Here is a 16,590-nt window from a genome sequence, read left to right as displayed (position 1 = left end):
ATGAGGACCGGCCAGAATGGATGGGGCAGGTTGATTTTGCGAGCTTGAAGATCAAAGTGATCGCCTCCATCGTGGCCATCTCGGCGATAGAGTTGCTCAAGAGCTTTGTGAACCTCAGCATCCTCCTTAAGACCGGCGGTGACACCCCCGCAATCTGGTCAGAGGCCGATCAAGCCATTGCATGGAAAGTCGGCATTCATGTGTGCCTTGTCATCACTGGTTTGCTCTTTGCCTACATGGACAATATTTCGGAACGAACCCATGCGCTCAAGCACAGCGCCAATGCCGAGCATTGAGCCGCGCTTGCTGAGCCAGAACTGCCGACTGAGGACCTCACATACCCCGCCCTGCCGCCAAACGCTGTCGTCTTGCAAATCACGCCAGGCAATCTCCTGACCGGTCTTGGAAAACACCGTTTCGATGTTGACTCTTTCAATGGAATGGGTCGAATACCGAACGAGTGTTCAGGTTTTAAAAAATGTGCGTGACATTGATCTCTACCCAAGTTGAATTTTTATTCAAATGGAAATTCAGCCAGCAAGGCTTGGTATTCTGGTTCGTTGTCGATTTGCATCGTTGCAAGAAATCTAACGACAGCATTGTAAAAAGAAATAATAAGAACCAAGTCTGTCAGGCACTCTTTGTCTAAATGCGAACTTAACGCGGCAAAAGTCTCGTCAGTTGTGGTCAAGCCAGTGGTCATCTCTCGAGCTGCACGTAAGACGTGACCTGTGAGAGGGTCCAACGAGCTCGGACGTCCTGCTGTCTCTGCAGCGATGGCACGAATATCTTCGTCGCTGACGCCAAAATCTCTGCTTATTTTGATGTGGTGTGTGTACTCATAAACCGAACGTGTCAAATAGCCAATTTGCAAAATAGCCATTTCACGCAGGCGGGTGTCCAGTGGGCTGTCAAAGCGGATGTAATGCCCCATGCCGTGAAAAGCAGTGGCCCCTTTGGGGCTGTGACTCATCAATCTCAATAAGTTGATATTCCGTTTTAATAGGTGCTTGTGTTCAGGTGCCAAATCGGTCACATCGAGATAGGGAAGTCTTGCCATACAGATACCTTTAAAGCTGGACAAAAATTTAGCTTGGGTTCATCATCTTCCAAGCTCGACATACAAGTCAAGCACAGCAGTCACTGAAAAATAATGGAGTGCGCATGATTCGACGTCAAATTCTTTTGCTGGCCTTGACCTTTTTAACCATGGGTGTGCCCATTGCGCGTGCACAAGATTTCCCCAACAAAACGATTCGCATCGTCAATCCATTTCCTGGTGGCCCCACCGACGCCTTTGCCCGATTGATCGCCTCCAAGTTGCAGGCCGGCCTCAAACAGACGGTCATCGTTGAGGCCAAAGCGGGTGCAGGGGGCACGATTGCCGTCACAACGGTCGCAAAAGCTGTGCCCGATGGCTACACTTTATTGATCACATCCGCCTCCACTCAAATTGTCCAGCCAGTTGTCCGTAAAACCTTACCGTACGATCCAGAGAAAGACTTTATTCCCATCATGTCCACGGGAGGTTCAGCCTCTGTGGTGGTTGTTCATCCTTCTGTTCCGGTGAAAACACTTCGTGAGTTCATTGAATATGCCCGAGCCAATCCTGATGTTGTGACCTATGGATCTTCTGGCAATGGGACTGCATTGCATTTGGCCGGTGAAGTTTTTGCCAGTATTGCGGGTGTCAAGTTGCAGCACATTCCCTATAAAACGGCAGCACAGTCAATGACTGATTTGTTAGGGGGACAAGTCAAGGCCATGTTCGATTCACCCAATAACTCATCCCCTCAAATCAAGAACGGCAAAGTCAAAGGGCTGGCTGTCATGGGCCCTGAAAGACTGTCCGTCTTGCCCGATGTGCCTACCACTGCCGAGTTGGGTATGCCTACGATGCGATTTACCAATTGGCTGGGTGTTTACGTTCCGGCGGGAACACCTTCTGCAATCGTTGACAGGATGATCGCCATACTGAGGCCGGCCATGAATGATGCAGATATGAAAGAATATTTTGAACGCAGTGGCATGCCGCCTACGCCTTTGTTCGGTCAGGATATGGCTCAATCGTCAAGAGTTCAGCGAAGTGAATTGGCCGATGTGATCAAAAAAGCAGGCATCCCACTGTTGGATTGAGCGGGTGTGATTTTTTGATTCAAACCCAGCCCAGACCAGACGCCAAACGCTGTCATCCTGAGGTTCTCGCCAAGGAATGCGCATCTTGACCAGCCGGTGAATCAGAAAAAATAGAGGTCGTCAGTGCTTTGGAGATTGAAATGAAAATGAAGGATTTTTTTCCATTTTGCTTGGTGTTTTATTTTCTGACGTCTTCTGCAATAAGTTTGGCACAGACAAAAATAAAAGTGGACTACACCACAGGTCCAGGTCAGCCCGTTGAGCAAGTTGAGGCGGTCTTTCGATCACCGACAAATGTGGCGAATGGACAGGCAATTCTCATTCTTCATCACGGTGGTGGTTATGGTGCAAACACCACTCAGCAATATGCTGAGATGTTTTCCAACCATGGATTTGCAACCTTGGAACTGATCATGTTTCAAGATGTTCGCAGCTTCAATCGTCCAGATCCTATGGCAATGCACGGTCAGGTGATGGGTGGGTTGAAATACTTGGCACAAGTTTCGGGCGTCGATAGCAAAAAGGTTTCGGCTATGGGCATGTCGCTGGGGGCCTTTTTGACGATGAATGCGACGAGCTCTTGGTTTTACGAACACTATCAAGCTGGAGCGTTGCGTTTTAACAAATTGGTTGCGTTGTACCCCGTCTGTTGGATGATGTCTGAGGCATCAAAAGGCAATACCAAAGACATTCCTATTTTTAAAGGTTTACCCAATTCTTTTCTTCAGCAATTTGCCGAAATTCCATTGTTGATTTTGGCCGCTGGACAAGACAGTTATGACAGTTTGGACGCTGAGGCCTGTCCAAAATTTGCTAAAAGCATACTTAATCCGCTTCAGTCCGCCATGACAAAGGTCGAAGTTTTTCCAAATGCCACACATGGTTGGGATCACGGCAAAGATTACAGCTTTCCAGTTCGAGGAGGTTGTACGGGCAGGACCAGTTGCACAAATCGCACAATTTCGAGTCCTGCAACAGTTGAACAAGGAAAGCAGGCAGTCATGTCTTTTTTGACCAAACCATAACGAAACTCATTTTTCGTTTGTTTTTAGGCGTCTGGACCAACAAGTACGGATTCCAACTTCGATCTCATTTTCTGTTGGGTCATATGGGTAAACACCAATAAGTCAATGTGCCGAGCCTATTTCAATTTTCAACTCGTCAGCGTCAAATTCGAAACTGCACTTTGCGTTGAAGTGCACTTCATTTACTCAAGGAGTTGAAAGTGTCTCAAATCATTTCGCAAGCCGTTTTCAAACCAAACCCTGGGGCAGATATGGCCAAATTTATGGCCATCGTTGCTGAAAGTGCTGCCCTATGGCGCAAGCACGGAGCCGATGTTTCTGTTTGGACGGTTTCCACAGGAGAGATTGGCAACATGGTTTTTGCCACCCGTTATGAAAGCTACGAGGCCTACGGTAAATGCGTTGACGCTGTGTACAGTGACCCCGAATTTCAAGCGTGGTCTGTTCGTGCGACGGCCAGCGGGTTGAGCAGCTGGGTTCGCAGTAACTTGGCACGCCAATTACCCATTTAATTGAGGAGTCAAATCATGGCTTTGTATCTGGTTCGTTCACGCTACACACCCACGGCTTTTCAGGGAATGCTGGCAGCGCCAAGCGATAGAGGAGAGGCTGCAAAAGCGCTATTCAAATCTATGGGTTTCAAAACACATGAAGTATTGTTTTCAATTTCCAATGGCAGCATCGTTTGTTTGATTGAAGGAACAGCGGAGCAAATCACCGAGGCACAAATGATCACCATGTCAACCGGTGCCTTCGCTGAAATTCAGGTGGAAGAATTGATTTCAACCAAAGCCATGAAAGCGGCCATGACCAGCGCTGGCGCAAAAGCTGCCAAGTACAAAGCGCCCAATAAATAAATTGCTTTGTGCCTTGAAACCAACTGAGCCATGGCAAGTTGTCGTGACAAACGACACTTGCCAGCCAACCCAGGCGCACAGCACAGTCGCCATGAACCTCAAGAGCTTCAAACCCAACCCTGCCGCCAAACCGCTTCGTTCTGCAGGTCACGCCAAGCAATCACCTGGACAGCCTTGGAAAACACCGCTTCGATTTCCACCTGTTCAATCGGGTCAGTGGGCAGTTCGGGCTGAATCACCCGGCTGACCAAAAAGTGCTTTTGCTTGGCCACGGGCTTGACCGCAGTCCACTTCGTTAGCAACAGTTTTTTGGGGTTCAGCGGATTCATAGATCGAAAACTTCAGCGACTGTTTTGCATTTCACGCGACACCGCTTCGGCCAGATCAATCACCGCCATGGCGTAGTAGCTGCTCCAGTTGTAGCGGGTGATGGCGTAGAAGTTTTCTGTGCCTGCCACGTAGCTGGGGGCATCTGTACCGTTGCGAAGTTCGATCAAGGCCAATGGCCCTGTGTGTTGCAGTGCGGCGCCCGATAAGCTGGCGCCTTTGCTGACAAAGTTGGCCACGCTGAAAGTGGGCAAGATGTCCGGGGCCATCAAGCTGTCCATGTCGGTTTGACCCGGGGTGAGGGTGACGGGGTAGTGCGTGGGCATGCCGGGCCGCCAGTCAAAAGCTTTGAAGTAGTTGGCCACCGAGCCGATGGCGTCCGCGGGGCTGTTGAACAGGTCAATGCGCCCATTGCCGTCAAAGTCGACCGCGTGCCGAGCCCAGCTGGAGGGCATGAATTGCGGCAAGCCCATGGCGCCGGCAAAGCTGCCCCGAATGCTCATGGGGTCAGCACCGCTGCGCGAGGTCAGTGCCAAAAATTGCTCTAACTCGCCTTTGAAAAAACTTTCTCTGGCGGCGGCTCGCGGGTGAGAAGCCGGAAAGTGAAAAGCCAAAGTGGCCAAGGCGTCGATGACCCGAAAGTTGCCCGTGTACTGGCCGTAAAAGGTTTCCACACCAATGATGGCCACCACCACCGACGCGGCCACGCCGTATTCTTGCTCTGCACGTTCCAGGTCGCTGCGGTGGGTTTGCCAAAAACGCAGTCCCGCTTGGATGCGTTGCGGCTCAATGAACCTGGCGCGGTAAGCCGCCCAGTTTTTAGCAGCAGGGCTGCTGGGGGGTAAAACCAAGCGCTCTACCGATGGCAGTCGACGGGCTTGGCCTACCTGTTTCTTGACCCATTGGGGGTCGAGTTGCAGGCGTTCTGCAGCTGCGGTTGACCAATCCATGGCCGCACTTGACTCACTGAACAACAGGGCACTCGCGGCAGGTAGGGCGGCCTTGGCCGCATTTGATTTTTGTCCAGACGATTTCTGAGCAGTCTTTTTAGCTTTGGACAGTTTTGCACTGCTTTTTGCAGCGTTGCTGGTCGGTTTTGCGGGCGGGCGTGCGAGGGCTTTGGGACGGTTGGGCTGGGTGGCCTTGGGCGGGGTTGAGGTCTCAGTTTGGGACCATGTGGTGTTGGGGCAGAACGCGGTCAAAAGCAGAGAAACAGCCCAAAAAATCCAGTGTTTTGAGGCGAGATTTGGCGATATGGTGAAGAAAGGTGGGTGCATGGGGTGACCAGTTTAAACGCCGAGCCGCAACACTCTGAACCGGAGTTGCCATTGAAGTGCGTGATAAGCTGGATCTCGTCAAAACAAGACCCTCCAACACAATCATCAGCCTCTAGGCTGGGGCCACTCAGGAAGACGAGACCATGGGCGCGACCGGTTATTTCACCCACCCAGCTTGCTGGAAGCACGAGATGGGCGCGGGCCACCCAGAGTGCCCGGAACGCTTGGGGGCGATCGAGGACAGGCTGTTGATCAGTGGTGTGGACATGGCCTTGCAAAGGCGCGAGGCCAGCCCTGCAGCACTGGCCGATATCGAGTTGGCTCATGGGCGCATGCATGTGGCGGCTTTGCGTGGTTTGGGCGACATGTTGCGCGAGGACATGGCCGCTGGCGGGCCCACCCACACCAGCTTGGATCCGGACACGATGATCAATGCACACACTTGGGCTGCCGCCTTGGTGTCGGCAGGTGCGGCCATCGACGCCACCGACGCTGTGTTGGCGGGCGAACTTGAAAACGCCTTTTGCGCAGTCCGACCACCCGGACACCACGCCTGCCGTGATAAGGCCATGGGTTTTTGTTTTTTCAACAACGTGGCGATTGCGGCCAAGTACGCGCTAGAGCGCCATGGTTTGAAGCGCGTGGCGATCGTTGACTTTGACGTGCACCACGGCAACGGCACCGAAGACATCGTGGCAGGTGATGACCGCATCTTGATGGTGAGTTTTTTTCAACATCCGTTCTACCCCGAAGGCGGATCGACCTCAAGCGCAGCCAACTTGGTCAATCTGCCGGTACCGGCTTACACCAAAGGCATGGACATCCGCGAGTTGGTCGACATGATGTGGCTGCCGCGCCTAGAGGCCCACAAGCCCGAGTTGATTTTTATCAGCGCAGGCTTTGATGCGCACCGCGAAGACGACATGGGTCAAATGGGCTTGGTGGAGCAAGATTACGCCTGGATCACCCAGCGCATCAAGGATGTGGCGCTGCGACATGCCCAAGGCCGTATCGTCAGTTGTCTGGAAGGCGGCTACAACCTGAGCGCCTTGGGGCGCAGTGTCGAGGCCCATTTGCGGGTTTTGGCGGACATTTGAAGTCGACTTCGTTGGTGAATTCGGGTGTCGGTCGCCGAGTTTCGGCACAATCAGAACCATGACCGAATTGACCTCACCCCAAACCCCAGATTTGCTGCTGCACGAGCGCGATGCGCGGGGCGTGCACCGGCTGACCTTGAACAGCCCCTCGAGCTTCAACACCTTGAGTGAAGCCATGCTGTCCGCCCTGCAGCAAGCGCTGGATGCGATCGCGCAAGACGAGCAGGCGCGGGTGGTGGTTTTGGGGGCTGCGGGCAAGGCTTTTTGTGCCGGGCACAACCTGAAAGAAATGCGCGCCCAGCCTGAGCTGGCTTACTACCAGCAACTCTTTGCCCAATGCAGTCGGATGATGATGGCCATTCAAAAGCTGCCGGTGCCGGTGATCGCTCGGGTACAAGGCTTGGCCACAGCGGCTGGTTGTCAGTTGGTGGCGCAATGCGATTTGGCGGTGTCGGTAGACAGTGCCACATTTGGTGTGAATGGCATCGATGTGGGCTTGTTTTGCGCCACGCCCAGCGTGCCGTTGGTGCGCAACATGCACGCCAAGCAAGCGATGGAAATGTTGTTGACCGGTGGCTTCATCAGCGCTCTTGAGGCCCAGGCCCGTGGCTTGGTCAACCGCGTTTGTTCTGCAGATCAATTGGATGCACAGGTGGACGAGTTGGTCCATGCCATTTTGTCCAAACCCCGCGAGGCGGTTCGGGTGGGCAAGGCTTTGTTTTACCAGCAGCGCGAGATGGGCATTGAAGCGGCTTACCAATTGGCGGGCCAAACCATGGCCTGCAACATGGTGCACGACGTGGCGCAAGAGGGCGTTCAGGCGTTCATTGACAAAAGGCCACCCACATGGCGGGCATGAGCAACATGGCGGTGGTTCATCCCATGGCTTGGGCAGAGGCCATTTACCGTCCAGAGTCTTTGTGGGCGCTGGGTGCGTTTACCGGGTGTTTGGTCTTGGCTTGGCTCATGACCTGGGGCGTGCGCCGGGTCTTCAGTGGGCAGGAGTTGGCCATTTTGTTGGGCCGAAAACTGGTCGATGGGGTGCTGTTTCCCGTGCTGCTTTTGGGTTTGACCTTTGTGGCGCGTACCGTGCTGACACAGCAACAACCAGCGCCCTTGTTCGCCATCTTGCTGCCGGTGTGTATTTCTTTGGCGGTGATCCGATTGGGCGTGAAAGTTTTGCAAGTGGCTTTTGCCCAGGCACCTTTTGTGCGGGTGTTGGAGCGCACGATTTCTTGGTTGGCTTGGGGTACGGTGGTGTTGTGGGTGACCGGGGTGCTGCCCTTGGTGCTGCATGAGTTGGACCAGATCAGCTGGAAAGTCGGTGGCAGCGTCTTGTCGGTTCGCACACTCATTGAAGGCGCACTCACGGCGGGCGCGGTGTTGATCGTGGCCCTGTGGGTGTCGGCAGCCATCGAAGCGCGTTTGCTCAAATCGGCCACAGGCAGCGATTTGTCATTGCGCAAGGTGATCAGCAACACGGTGCGAGCGTTGTTGTTGTTTGTGGGCTTGTTGCTGGCCCTGTCGTCGGTGGGCATTGACCTCACAGCACTGTCGGTGCTGGGCGGCGCGGTCGGTGTGGGTATTGGTTTTGGCTTGCAAAAGCTGGCCTCCAACTACGTCAGTGGTTTCGTGATCTTGGCCGAGCGCAGCATGCGCATCGGTGACATGGTGTTGGTGGATGGTTTTGAGGGCCGCATTGTCGACATCAAGGCGCGTTACACCGTGATTCGGGCCTTGAATGGCCGAGAGTCGATCGTGCCCAACGAGTTTTTGATCATCAACCGGGTTGAAAACTTCACCCTGATGGACCCCAAGCTGTCCCAGACGACCCTTGTTTCGGTCGCATACGACAGCGATGTGGACTTGGTTCGTCGGCTCTTGATCGAGGCTTGCGAGAGCCAAGAGCGTGTGCTCAAAGACCCCGCCCCGAATGCCTTTTTGAGCCAATTTGGCGCGGATGGTCTGGAGTTCACCGTGAGCTACTGGATCGGCGACCCGGAAAACGGCCAATTGGCCCTGCGCTCGACCATCAACATGTTGATTTTGGCCGCGCTGCGTGCGCACAAGATTCAGATCCCGTACCCGCAGCGTGTCATGCACATGGTCAGTCCATCATCGACGGCAGCCACAGACTGATGGCCGGGAAGGCCAGTAAGATGCCCAGGGCGATGATCAAAACCAGCACCATGGGCCAGACGCCTTTGAAGATGTTGGACAGGCCCACGTGTGGCAGCAAGGTGTTGAGCACGAACAGGTTCATGCCCACCGGGGGCGAAATCAATCCGATCTGAATCACCATCACGATCAGCACGCCAAACCAGACCGGGTCAAACCCCAGTTGCACGACGATGGGGAAAAACAGGGGGATGGTCAGCAAGACCATGGTGAGTTCTTCCATCACGGTACCCAGCAGCACGTAGATGAACATCATGGCGGCCACGATCATGATGGGCGACAGGCCCAAGCCCGTGATCCAGTCCTTGAGCTCAAACGGCAGGCTGGTGTAGTTGACGAAGTTGGCAAAAATGGTGGCAGCGATCAGCAAGGTGAACAGCATGGCTGTGGTTCGAGCCGATTCGATCAGCACTTGCAGCAGGACCTTCCAGCTCAAGGCTTTGCGTGCCAAGGCGAACAAAAATGCGCCCATGGCACCCATGCCAGCACCTTCTGTGGCGGTAAAAAAGCCGCCATAAATACCGCCCAAAACCAGCACCACCAAAAGCAAGACGCCCCAAATGCCTCGCACGGCCTTGAACCGTTCAGTCCAACTGAACTTGTCACCGGCAGGCGCGTGATCGGGGTCATGCCAGGTCATGAGCACCACGGCCAGCATCATCAACAGTGCCGTCATGATTCCTGGCAAAACGCCTGCGGCAAACAGCTTCCCAATGTGGGTCTCGGTGATGATGCCGTAGATGACCAGGATGGTGGAGGGCGGGATCATGATGCCCAGCGTGCCGCCGGCCGCGATCACGCCGGTCGACATGGCATCGCTGTAGCCCATTTTCTTCATGGACGGGTAAGCCACCTTGCTCATGGTGGCTGCTGTGGCAATCGACGAACCGCAAATGGCGCCAAAACCTGCGCAGGCTGCGATGGTGGCGTGCGCCAAGCCGCCTTTGCGGTGGCCAATGAAGGTGTAGGCCGCATGAAAGAGCTCGTGGGCCAAGCCAGCGCGCGCCACAAAGTTGCCCATCAAAATGAACAACGGAATGACCGACAAGGTGTAGGCAAAGCCGGTTTCGTGCACCACCTGGGCAGCACTGGCCATGGCGGGCATCCAGCCGCGGGTCAGGCCAATCCCCACAATGCCCACCAAGCCCATGGAAAAAGCCAGGGGCATGCGCAGCAGGGCCAATACAAAGATGGCCAAAAATCCAAGCAAGGCTTCGGTCACAGGGTGCCTCCTTCCGATGACTCGTCAGCGGAAATAGATGGCCAAAAAGCTTTCGCCAAATGCACCAGGCCAGTCAGGCCGCACAACACCCCCATGCCCTGAATGAACGGGGCTTTGGCAATTTTGAGCTGGGCCGTGGTTTCGCCTGTGGTCGCGATGTCGGCACCTGTTTTCCACATCAGGTAAGCCAAGCCAAACAACAGTGTGGCGCAGGTCAGGTGGATCAGGCTTTGTTGGATTTTTTGCAGCCAGCGTGGCAACAGCGTATCCAGAGAATCAAACACCACGTGTTCGCCTTTCAGAGAGACCAAAGGCAAAGCACCAAAGATGACGACCACCATGAGCAGTTCGGTCAGCTCCAAAGAGCCGGGAATGGAGTGGGACCAAATCTTGCGACCGCTCACGTCAAAAAATGTGAGCACCATGATGCCCAGCAAGGCCAGACCCGCAAGCGTGCCGCACACGGCTTCAAAGATTTTTTTCACTGTCATTCCCATGCAAAAAACGGTACCTGCAGCGAGGCAGGTACCGTTGTGGAGAGACCCCTTCAGCGCTTGGCTGAAGGGTCTGCATCTTATTTCTGATTTTGCAGTTTAGCGACTTCAGCACGGAACTCGGCCAACATGCGCGAAGGGTCCTTCACGCCTTTGGCCTTGGCAGCTTGTGCCCAATCACGCTCGAGCTTGCTCACTCGGATGGTCACGCCACTGATGAAGGCGGCATCTGCTTTGATGAGCTTGACGCCGTTTTTCTGCATATTGCCCAAGGCAATGTCATCCACGCGGTCCCATGATTTGCCAAAACGGCTGGCTACCGCGTCGCCCGACAACTCGTCGACGGCTTTTTTGTCCTCAGCCGACAAGCTGTTGTACTTGGCCGGGTTCATCATGAACACGAAGCTGGTGTTGTAGAGGCCGCCGGGAAAGGTGGTGGCGTGCTTGATGACTTTGTCGATCTTGAAGGAGTCGGTGGATTCTGCAGGGAACAATGTGCCGTCCATCACGCCAGTGGACAAGAGTTCATATGACTCGGGTGCTGGCTTGAGGGTCACGTTCATGTCGAGGTTTTTGGCGATCTCATTGACCATACCGCCACCAACGCGGAATTTCATGCCCGCCAGGTCTTCCACACGGGTGATCGGTCTTTTTGTGTTGAACACAATGCCTGGGCCATGTGTGAAGTAACCCAAGACCTTGACGCCTTGGTGTTCGGCTGCAAATTCGGGGTACTTGCTGGCCACGCGGTTAAAAGCCACGGACAAAGGCTCTGCGCGGTCACCCATGAATGGGAATTCCACCATCTGGGTCAAGACAAATCGGCCGGGGGTGTAGCCGTGGACGGTGAAAGAAACGTCAGCCAAACCGTTGCGAATGGCGTCATAGGTGCCTACTGGTGGGGTCACTGCACGGGGCAGGATGTTGCAGCGGACACGGTTCGATGTTCTGGCCGTCAGGGCGTCACACCACTCTTTTTGGGCCACAGAGAGGCCATGTGTAGGAGGCACCCAGCTCGAAACGGTCAAAACGGTTTGCGCTTGTGCCATGCCTGTCAAGCTGGTCAGGGCCACAGCTGCCAAGGAAATCAGGGTTTTTTTCATCAGAGAGCTCCATTGAATTGGTTACAAAACATAATCTAATCCCAAGAAGATCAGAATAAAACCCATGTTAACCCTGAGTTACCGACCGATTGGTCGGTGAATTCCCGGGGGTGCTGCTGAAAATCTCCTTTTCTGCAGCGTTTAAAATCCGAACGACCGTGCTTTTTTGTTGATAATGAGCAGCTTGAAAACTGGTTTTAAGGCACAATTGACGTTTACGTCAACGTTAATCGTTTCTTTCAAGGCGTCAGCTTCGATGCCATAGGTTTTGATCTTTCAATGGAGTTGATTTCATGAAAATTCTGGTTCCAGTCAAGCGGGTGGTGGACTACAACGTCAAGGTGCGCGTCAAATCCGACGGATCGGGTGTGGACATTGCCAACGTGAAGATGAGCATGAACCCCTTTGACGAGATCGCGGTTGAAGAAGCGGTGCGCCTGAAAGAAAAAGGGTTCGCCACCGAAGTCATCGCCGTGTCTTGCGGTGTGACCCAGTGCCAGGAAACGCTGCGCACGGCCATGGCCATCGGTGCTGACCGCGGCATTTTGGTCGAGACCCCAGCCGATCTGGATTTGCAGCCTTTGGCTGTGGCCAAACTGCTCAAGGCCTTGGTGGACAAAGAACAACCTGGTTTGATCATTCTGGGCAAACAAGCCATTGACGACGACTGCAATCAGACGGGCCAGATGCTGGCGGCGTTGGCCGATTTGCCCCAAGCCACCTTCGCATCCAAGGTCGAGATCGTGGACGGCAAAGCCCAAGTCACCCGCGAGATCGATGGTGGCCTGGAAGTTTTGTCGGTCAGTTTGCCTGCGGTGGTGACCACCGACCTTCGCCTCAATGAGCCGCGTTACGTGACCTTGCCCAACATCATGAAGGCCAAGAAAAAGCAGTTGGACATTTTCAAGCCCGAAGATTTGGGTGTTGATATCACCCCCCGCATCAAGACCCTCAAAGTGGCCGAGCCTGCCAAGCGCAGCGCCGGCATCAAGGTACCCGATGTCGCCACACTGGTGGATAAATTGAAAAACGTGGCCAAAGTGATCTAAGGACTGAACAACATGACTTCCCTTGTTATTGCAGAACACGACAACGCCTCCATCAAAGGCGCAACCTTGAACACCGTCACCGCTGCTGCTGCTTGCGGCGGTGATGTGCATGTGCTGGTGGCAGGCCACAACGCCGCTGGTGCTGCTGCCGCAGCAGCGCAAATTGCCGGTGTGTCCAAAGTGATCCACGCCGACAGCGACGCGCTGGCCCATGGCCTGGCCGAAAACGTCGCCGCCCAAGTGCTGGCGATGGCTGCCCACTACAGCCACATCCTGTTCCCCGCCACCGCTGCAGGCAAAAACGTCGCGCCCCGCGTGGCCGCCAAACTGGATGTGGGTCAAATCAGCGATGTCACGCAAGTGTTCTCTGCCGACACCTTCGAGCGCCCCATTTACGCGGGCAACGCCATGGCCACGGTGCAAAGCCTGGATGCCACCAAAGTCATCACCGTGCGCACCACCGGCTTTGACGCTGCGGCGGCGACCGGTGGCAGCGCGGCTGTCGAAAGCGCCGCAGCCCAAGCCGACAGCGGCAAGAGCAGCTTCACGCGCAGCGAGATCGCCAAGAACGACCGTCCTGAGCTGACCGCCGCCAAGATCATCGTCTCCGGTGGCCGCGCTTTGGGCAGCTCGGAGAAGTTCAATGAAGTGATGACTCCGCTGGCCGACAAGCTGGGCGCCGCCATTGGTGCCAGCCGCGCGGCGGTCGATGCCGGTTACGCTGCGAATGACCTGCAAGTGGGCCAGACCGGCAAGATTGTGGCGCCTCAGTTGTATGTCGCTTGCGGCATCTCGGGTGCGATCCAGCACTTGGCGGGCATGAAAGATTCCAAGGTGATTGTGGCGATCAACAAAGACCCTGAGGCTCCGATCTTCAGCGTGGCCGACTTTGGCCTCGAAGCCGATTTGTTTGCCGCTGTGCCCGAGTTGACTCAGTCGCTGTGATGATTTGACGATTGCGAAAAAGACCTCCAAGAGAGGTCTTTTTTGTACCCGACCCCCTATTTCCTCAGAACCCTAACGGAAACAAGACATGAGCTACATCGCCCCCTTGAAAGACATGCTGTTCAACATCGAGCATCTGGCCCGCATCGACCAGATCGCGCAGATTCCCGGCTTTGAAGACGCCGGTTTGGAAACCGCCCAGGCTGTGCTCGAGGAGTGCGCCAAGCTCAACCAAGATGTGATCTCACCCCTGAACTGGGAGGGTGACAAGAACCCGTCCTTCCACAACGGCAACGGCGTCACCACCACGCCCGGCTTCAAAGAGGCGTATCAGCAATATGCCGAAGGCGGCTGGCAAGGCCTGCAGCATCCGGCAGACTTTGGCGGTCAGGGTTTGCCCAAGACCATTGGTGCAGCTTGCGGTGAAATGCTCAACTCGGCCAACATGGCTTTTGCGTTGTGCCCCTTGCTCACCGATGGCGCGATTGAAGCTTTGCTGACCGCAGGTTCCGACGAACTCAAGGCCACCTACTTGGAAAAGTTGATCTCCGGCCAGTGGACCGGCACCATGAACCTGACCGAGCCGCAAGCCGGTTCAGACTTGGCCGCCGTGCGCACCCGCGCTGAGCCTCAGCCCGATGGCACTTACAAAATCTTTGGCACCAAGATTTACATCACCTACGGTGAGCACGACATGGCTGAGAACATCGTGCACCTGGTGCTGGCCCGCGTGGTGGGCGCACCCGAAGGTGTCAAAGGCATCAGCCTGTTTGTGGTGCCCAAGGTTCTCGTGAAAGCGGATGGTTCATTGGGTGAGCGCAACGACGTGCACTGCGTGAGCATCGAGCACAAGATGGGCATCAAGGCCAGCCCCACCGCCGTGCTGCAGTTCGGCGACAACGGCGGCGGCGTGGGTTATCTGGTCGGCCAAGAAAACCGTGGCCTCGAGTACATGTTCATCATGATGAACGCCGCCCGTTATGCGGTGGGTGTGCAAGGCATCGCCATCGCCGAGCGTTCGTATCAGCGTGCTGTGCAGTACGCCCGCGACCGCGTGCAAAGCCGCCCGGTGGACGGCAGCTTGCCCGCAGCCGGCCCCATCATTCACCACCCCGATGTGCGCCGCATGTTGATGACCATGCGCGCTTACACCGAAGGTTGCCGCGCCATGGCCGCCACCGCCGCTGCCGCTTACGACGCCTCGCACCACCATCCCGATGCCGAAGTGCGCAAACAAAACCTGGCGTTTTACGAATTCATGGTGCCGCTGGTCAAGGGCTACAGCACCGAGATGAGCCTGGAAGTCACCAGCCTGGGCGTGCAGGTGCACGGCGGCATGGGCTTCATCGAAGAAACCGGCGCGGCGCAGTATTACCGCGATGCCAAAATTTTGACCATTTACGAAGGCACCACCGCCATCCAGGCCAACGACTTGGTGGGCCGCAAAACCGCCCGTGACGGCGGTCAAACCGCCAAGGCCTTGGCCGCGCAAGTGGCACAGACCGAAGCCGAACTCGCGGCATCGGGCAACGCTGATGCGCAGGCCGTGGCCAAGCGACTCAAAGCCGCTCGTGAAGCCTTTGTGGACGTGGTCGAGTTCGTGGCTGGCAACACCAAGGCTCACCCCAATGACGTCTTTGCCGGCAGCGTGCCTTACCTGATGCTGGCGGGCAACTTGATGGCCGGCTGGCAAATGGGCCGTGCCTTGCTGGTGGCGCTGACACCTGAGGCGCAGGCGCAAGATGCGGCCTTCATGGCGGCCAAGATCACCACGGCTCGTTTTTACGCTGACCACATGTTGAGCAAAGCGCCCGGCATGCGAGACAGCATCGTGGAGGGCGCAGGCAGTGTGACCGCGATGGCGCTCGAAGCGTTCTGAAGACGTTTTCAACCAAAAATTCAAGGAGACAACATGTCCAAGCTGCCCCCCGTTTTAAGCAACCTGCCATTTCCCGCCATCGCATCGCCCTTGTTCATCATCAGCAACCCCAAGTTGGTGATTGAGCAGTGCAAGGCCGGCATTGTGGGCTCGATGCCTGCTTTGAATGCGCGTCCTGCTGCGCAACTTGAAGAGTGGTTGATCGAGATCACCGAGACCCTGGCCGCGTACAACGCCGCCAACCCCGACAAGCCTGCAGCCCCTTTCGCCATCAACCAGATCGTGCACAAGAGCAACGACCGCCTCGAGCACGACATGGCCATGTGCGTGAAATACAAGGTGCCGATCATCATCACCTCGCTCGGCGCACGCGAAGAAATCAACGAGGCCGCCCACAGTTATGGTGGCGTGGTGCTGCACGACATCATCAACAACAAACACGCGCACAAGGCGATTGAAAAGGGCGCGGATGGGCTGATTGCGGTGGCTGCTGGAGCAGGAGGCCATGCGGGCGTGAAGAGCCCGTTTGCCTTGATCCAAGAGATCCGCCAGTGGTTCGATGGACCGGTGGCCTTGTCGGGCTCCATCGCCACGGGCGACGCGATTTTGGCGGCGCAGGCCATGGGCGCAGACTTTGCCTACATTGGTTCGGCCTTCATCGCGACCCTAGAGGCGCGAGCCACAGACGATTACAAGCAAGCCATTGTGGACTGCGACTCTGATGACATCGTCTTGAGCAATCTGTTCACGGGCGTGCACGGCAACTACCTGGCGCCGTCCATCCGCGCGGCGGGCCTGGACCCTGAGAACCTGCCCGAGTCTGATCCCAGCAAGATGAACTTTGGCGGCGATGCCAAAAAAGCCTGGAAAGACATTTGGGGTTGCGGCCAGGGCATTGGCGCGATCCATGCGGTGCAAAGCACGGCCGAACTGGTGGCCCAGCTCAAGGCCCAATACCAAGCTGCTCGCCAGCGTTTGGCAATCTGAAAGCCCAGCGGGCC

18 protein-coding genes are annotated in these 16,590 nt (G+C 55.7%); 12 read left to right on the top strand and 6 right to left on the bottom strand.

Annotation, left to right across the window (positions count from 1 at the left end; translation table 11 throughout):
- On the top strand, window positions 1-296 hold a 296-nt coding region (locus B472_RS15905), incomplete at its 5' end, for a YqhA family protein (protein WP_019428415.1).
- Window positions 297-514: 218 nt separating this feature from the next.
- On the opposite strand, the gene B472_RS15900 is transcribed toward B472_RS15905, so the two are convergent.
- The gene (locus tag B472_RS15900) at window positions 515-1,060 is read right to left on the bottom strand and encodes a carboxymuconolactone decarboxylase family protein (RefSeq protein ID WP_019428414.1); all 546 of its coding nucleotides are present in this window, start codon (window positions 1,058-1,060) and stop codon (window positions 515-517) included.
- Between the two features lie 104 nt (window positions 1,061-1,164).
- On the opposite strand from B472_RS15900, the gene B472_RS15895 reads away from it, so the two are divergent.
- The 4 genes from B472_RS15895 (at window position 1,165) to B472_RS15880 (ending at window position 4,018) form a co-directional block, all read left to right on the top strand.
- Complete coding sequence (locus tag B472_RS15895; RefSeq protein ID WP_019428413.1) at window positions 1,165-2,136, top strand: tripartite tricarboxylate transporter substrate binding protein; 972 nt, start codon at window positions 1,165-1,167, stop codon at window positions 2,134-2,136.
- Between the two features lie 140 nt (window positions 2,137-2,276).
- Entirely contained in the window at window positions 2,277-3,161 is an 885-nt protein-coding gene (locus tag B472_RS15890) for a dienelactone hydrolase family protein (protein ID WP_019428412.1), read from the top strand.
- 200 nt (window positions 3,162-3,361) lie between these two features.
- Entirely contained in the window at window positions 3,362-3,673 is a 312-nt protein-coding gene (locus B472_RS15885; protein ID WP_133176117.1) for an NIPSNAP family protein, read from the top strand.
- 15 nt (window positions 3,674-3,688) lie between these two features.
- Complete coding sequence (locus B472_RS15880; protein ID WP_081505005.1) at window positions 3,689-4,018, top strand: GYD domain-containing protein; 330 nt, start codon at window positions 3,689-3,691, stop codon at window positions 4,016-4,018.
- A gap of 107 nt (window positions 4,019-4,125) precedes the next feature.
- Here the strand turns inward: B472_RS15880 and B472_RS15875 are convergent, their stop codons facing one another.
- Entirely contained in the window at window positions 4,126-4,347 is a 222-nt protein-coding gene (locus B472_RS15875) for a TIGR02450 family Trp-rich protein (RefSeq protein WP_019428409.1), read from the bottom strand.
- Between the two features lie 12 nt (window positions 4,348-4,359).
- The gene (gene mltB, locus B472_RS15870; protein WP_019428408.1) at window positions 4,360-5,295 is read right to left on the bottom strand and encodes a lytic murein transglycosylase B; all 936 of its coding nucleotides are present in this window, start codon (window positions 5,293-5,295) and stop codon (window positions 4,360-4,362) included.
- A gap of 470 nt (window positions 5,296-5,765) precedes the next feature.
- Between mltB and B472_RS15865 the strand changes: the two genes are divergently transcribed.
- From B472_RS15865 to B472_RS15855, 3 genes are read left to right on the top strand one after another with little or no spacing between them, the layout of a single operon-like run.
- Entirely contained in the window at window positions 5,766-6,719 is a 954-nt protein-coding gene (locus B472_RS15865) for a histone deacetylase family protein (RefSeq protein WP_019428406.1), read from the top strand.
- Window positions 6,720-6,777: 58 nt separating this feature from the next.
- A complete protein-coding gene (locus B472_RS15860; protein ID WP_019428405.1) occupies window positions 6,778-7,578 on the top strand; it encodes an enoyl-CoA hydratase in 801 nt (266 codons plus the stop codon).
- Window positions 7,566-8,858 carry a mechanosensitive ion channel family protein gene (locus tag B472_RS15855; RefSeq protein ID WP_019428404.1) on the top strand — a complete coding sequence of 431 codons (1,293 nt, stop codon included), beginning with the start codon at window positions 7,566-7,568 and terminating at the stop codon, window positions 8,856-8,858. Before B472_RS15860 ends, B472_RS15855 begins: the two co-directional genes overlap by 13 nt.
- Here the strand turns inward: B472_RS15855 and B472_RS15850 are convergent.
- The 3 genes from B472_RS15850 to B472_RS15840 all read right to left on the bottom strand — a co-directional run bounded on the left by B472_RS15850 (window position 8,827) and on the right by B472_RS15840 (window position 11,716).
- Window positions 8,827-10,119 (bottom strand): TRAP transporter large permease, encoded by a 1,293-nt coding sequence (locus B472_RS15850; RefSeq protein WP_019428403.1) that lies wholly within the window; start codon window positions 10,117-10,119, stop codon window positions 8,827-8,829. The genes B472_RS15855 and B472_RS15850 overlap by 32 nt on opposite strands.
- Entirely contained in the window at window positions 10,116-10,610 is a 495-nt protein-coding gene (locus tag B472_RS15845) for a TRAP transporter small permease (protein WP_019428402.1), read from the bottom strand. The genes B472_RS15850 and B472_RS15845 overlap by 4 nt, the downstream gene beginning before the upstream one ends.
- Before the next feature lie 83 nt (window positions 10,611-10,693).
- On the bottom strand, window positions 10,694-11,716 hold the full coding sequence (locus B472_RS15840) for a TRAP transporter substrate-binding protein (protein ID WP_019428401.1): 1,023 nt from the start codon (window positions 11,714-11,716) through the stop codon (window positions 10,694-10,696).
- A gap of 293 nt (window positions 11,717-12,009) precedes the next feature.
- Between B472_RS15840 and B472_RS15835 the strand changes: the two genes are divergently transcribed.
- The 4 genes from B472_RS15835 (at window position 12,010) to B472_RS15820 (ending at window position 16,576) form a co-directional block, all read left to right on the top strand.
- Window positions 12,010-12,765 (top strand): electron transfer flavoprotein subunit beta/FixA family protein, encoded by a 756-nt coding sequence (locus B472_RS15835; RefSeq protein WP_019428400.1) that lies wholly within the window; start codon window positions 12,010-12,012, stop codon window positions 12,763-12,765.
- Window positions 12,766-12,777: 12 nt separating this feature from the next.
- Window positions 12,778-13,710, top strand: coding sequence for an electron transfer flavoprotein subunit alpha/FixB family protein (locus B472_RS15830; RefSeq protein ID WP_019428399.1), 933 nt, complete (start codon window positions 12,778-12,780; stop codon window positions 13,708-13,710).
- A gap of 88 nt (window positions 13,711-13,798) precedes the next feature.
- On the top strand, window positions 13,799-15,589 hold the full coding sequence (locus tag B472_RS15825; RefSeq protein ID WP_019428398.1) for an acyl-CoA dehydrogenase: 1,791 nt from the start codon (window positions 13,799-13,801) through the stop codon (window positions 15,587-15,589).
- 33 nt (window positions 15,590-15,622) lie between these two features.
- The gene (locus B472_RS15820) at window positions 15,623-16,576 is read left to right on the top strand and encodes a nitronate monooxygenase family protein (RefSeq protein ID WP_019428397.1); all 954 of its coding nucleotides are present in this window, start codon (window positions 15,623-15,625) and stop codon (window positions 16,574-16,576) included.
- Window positions 16,577-16,590 lie beyond the last annotated feature (14 nt).

The organism is Limnohabitans sp. Rim28 (assembly GCF_000293865.2).
Taxonomy (GTDB): Bacteria; Pseudomonadota; Gammaproteobacteria; order Burkholderiales; family Burkholderiaceae_C; genus Limnohabitans_A.
This window is presented reverse-complemented; position numbering and strand designations above follow the sequence as displayed.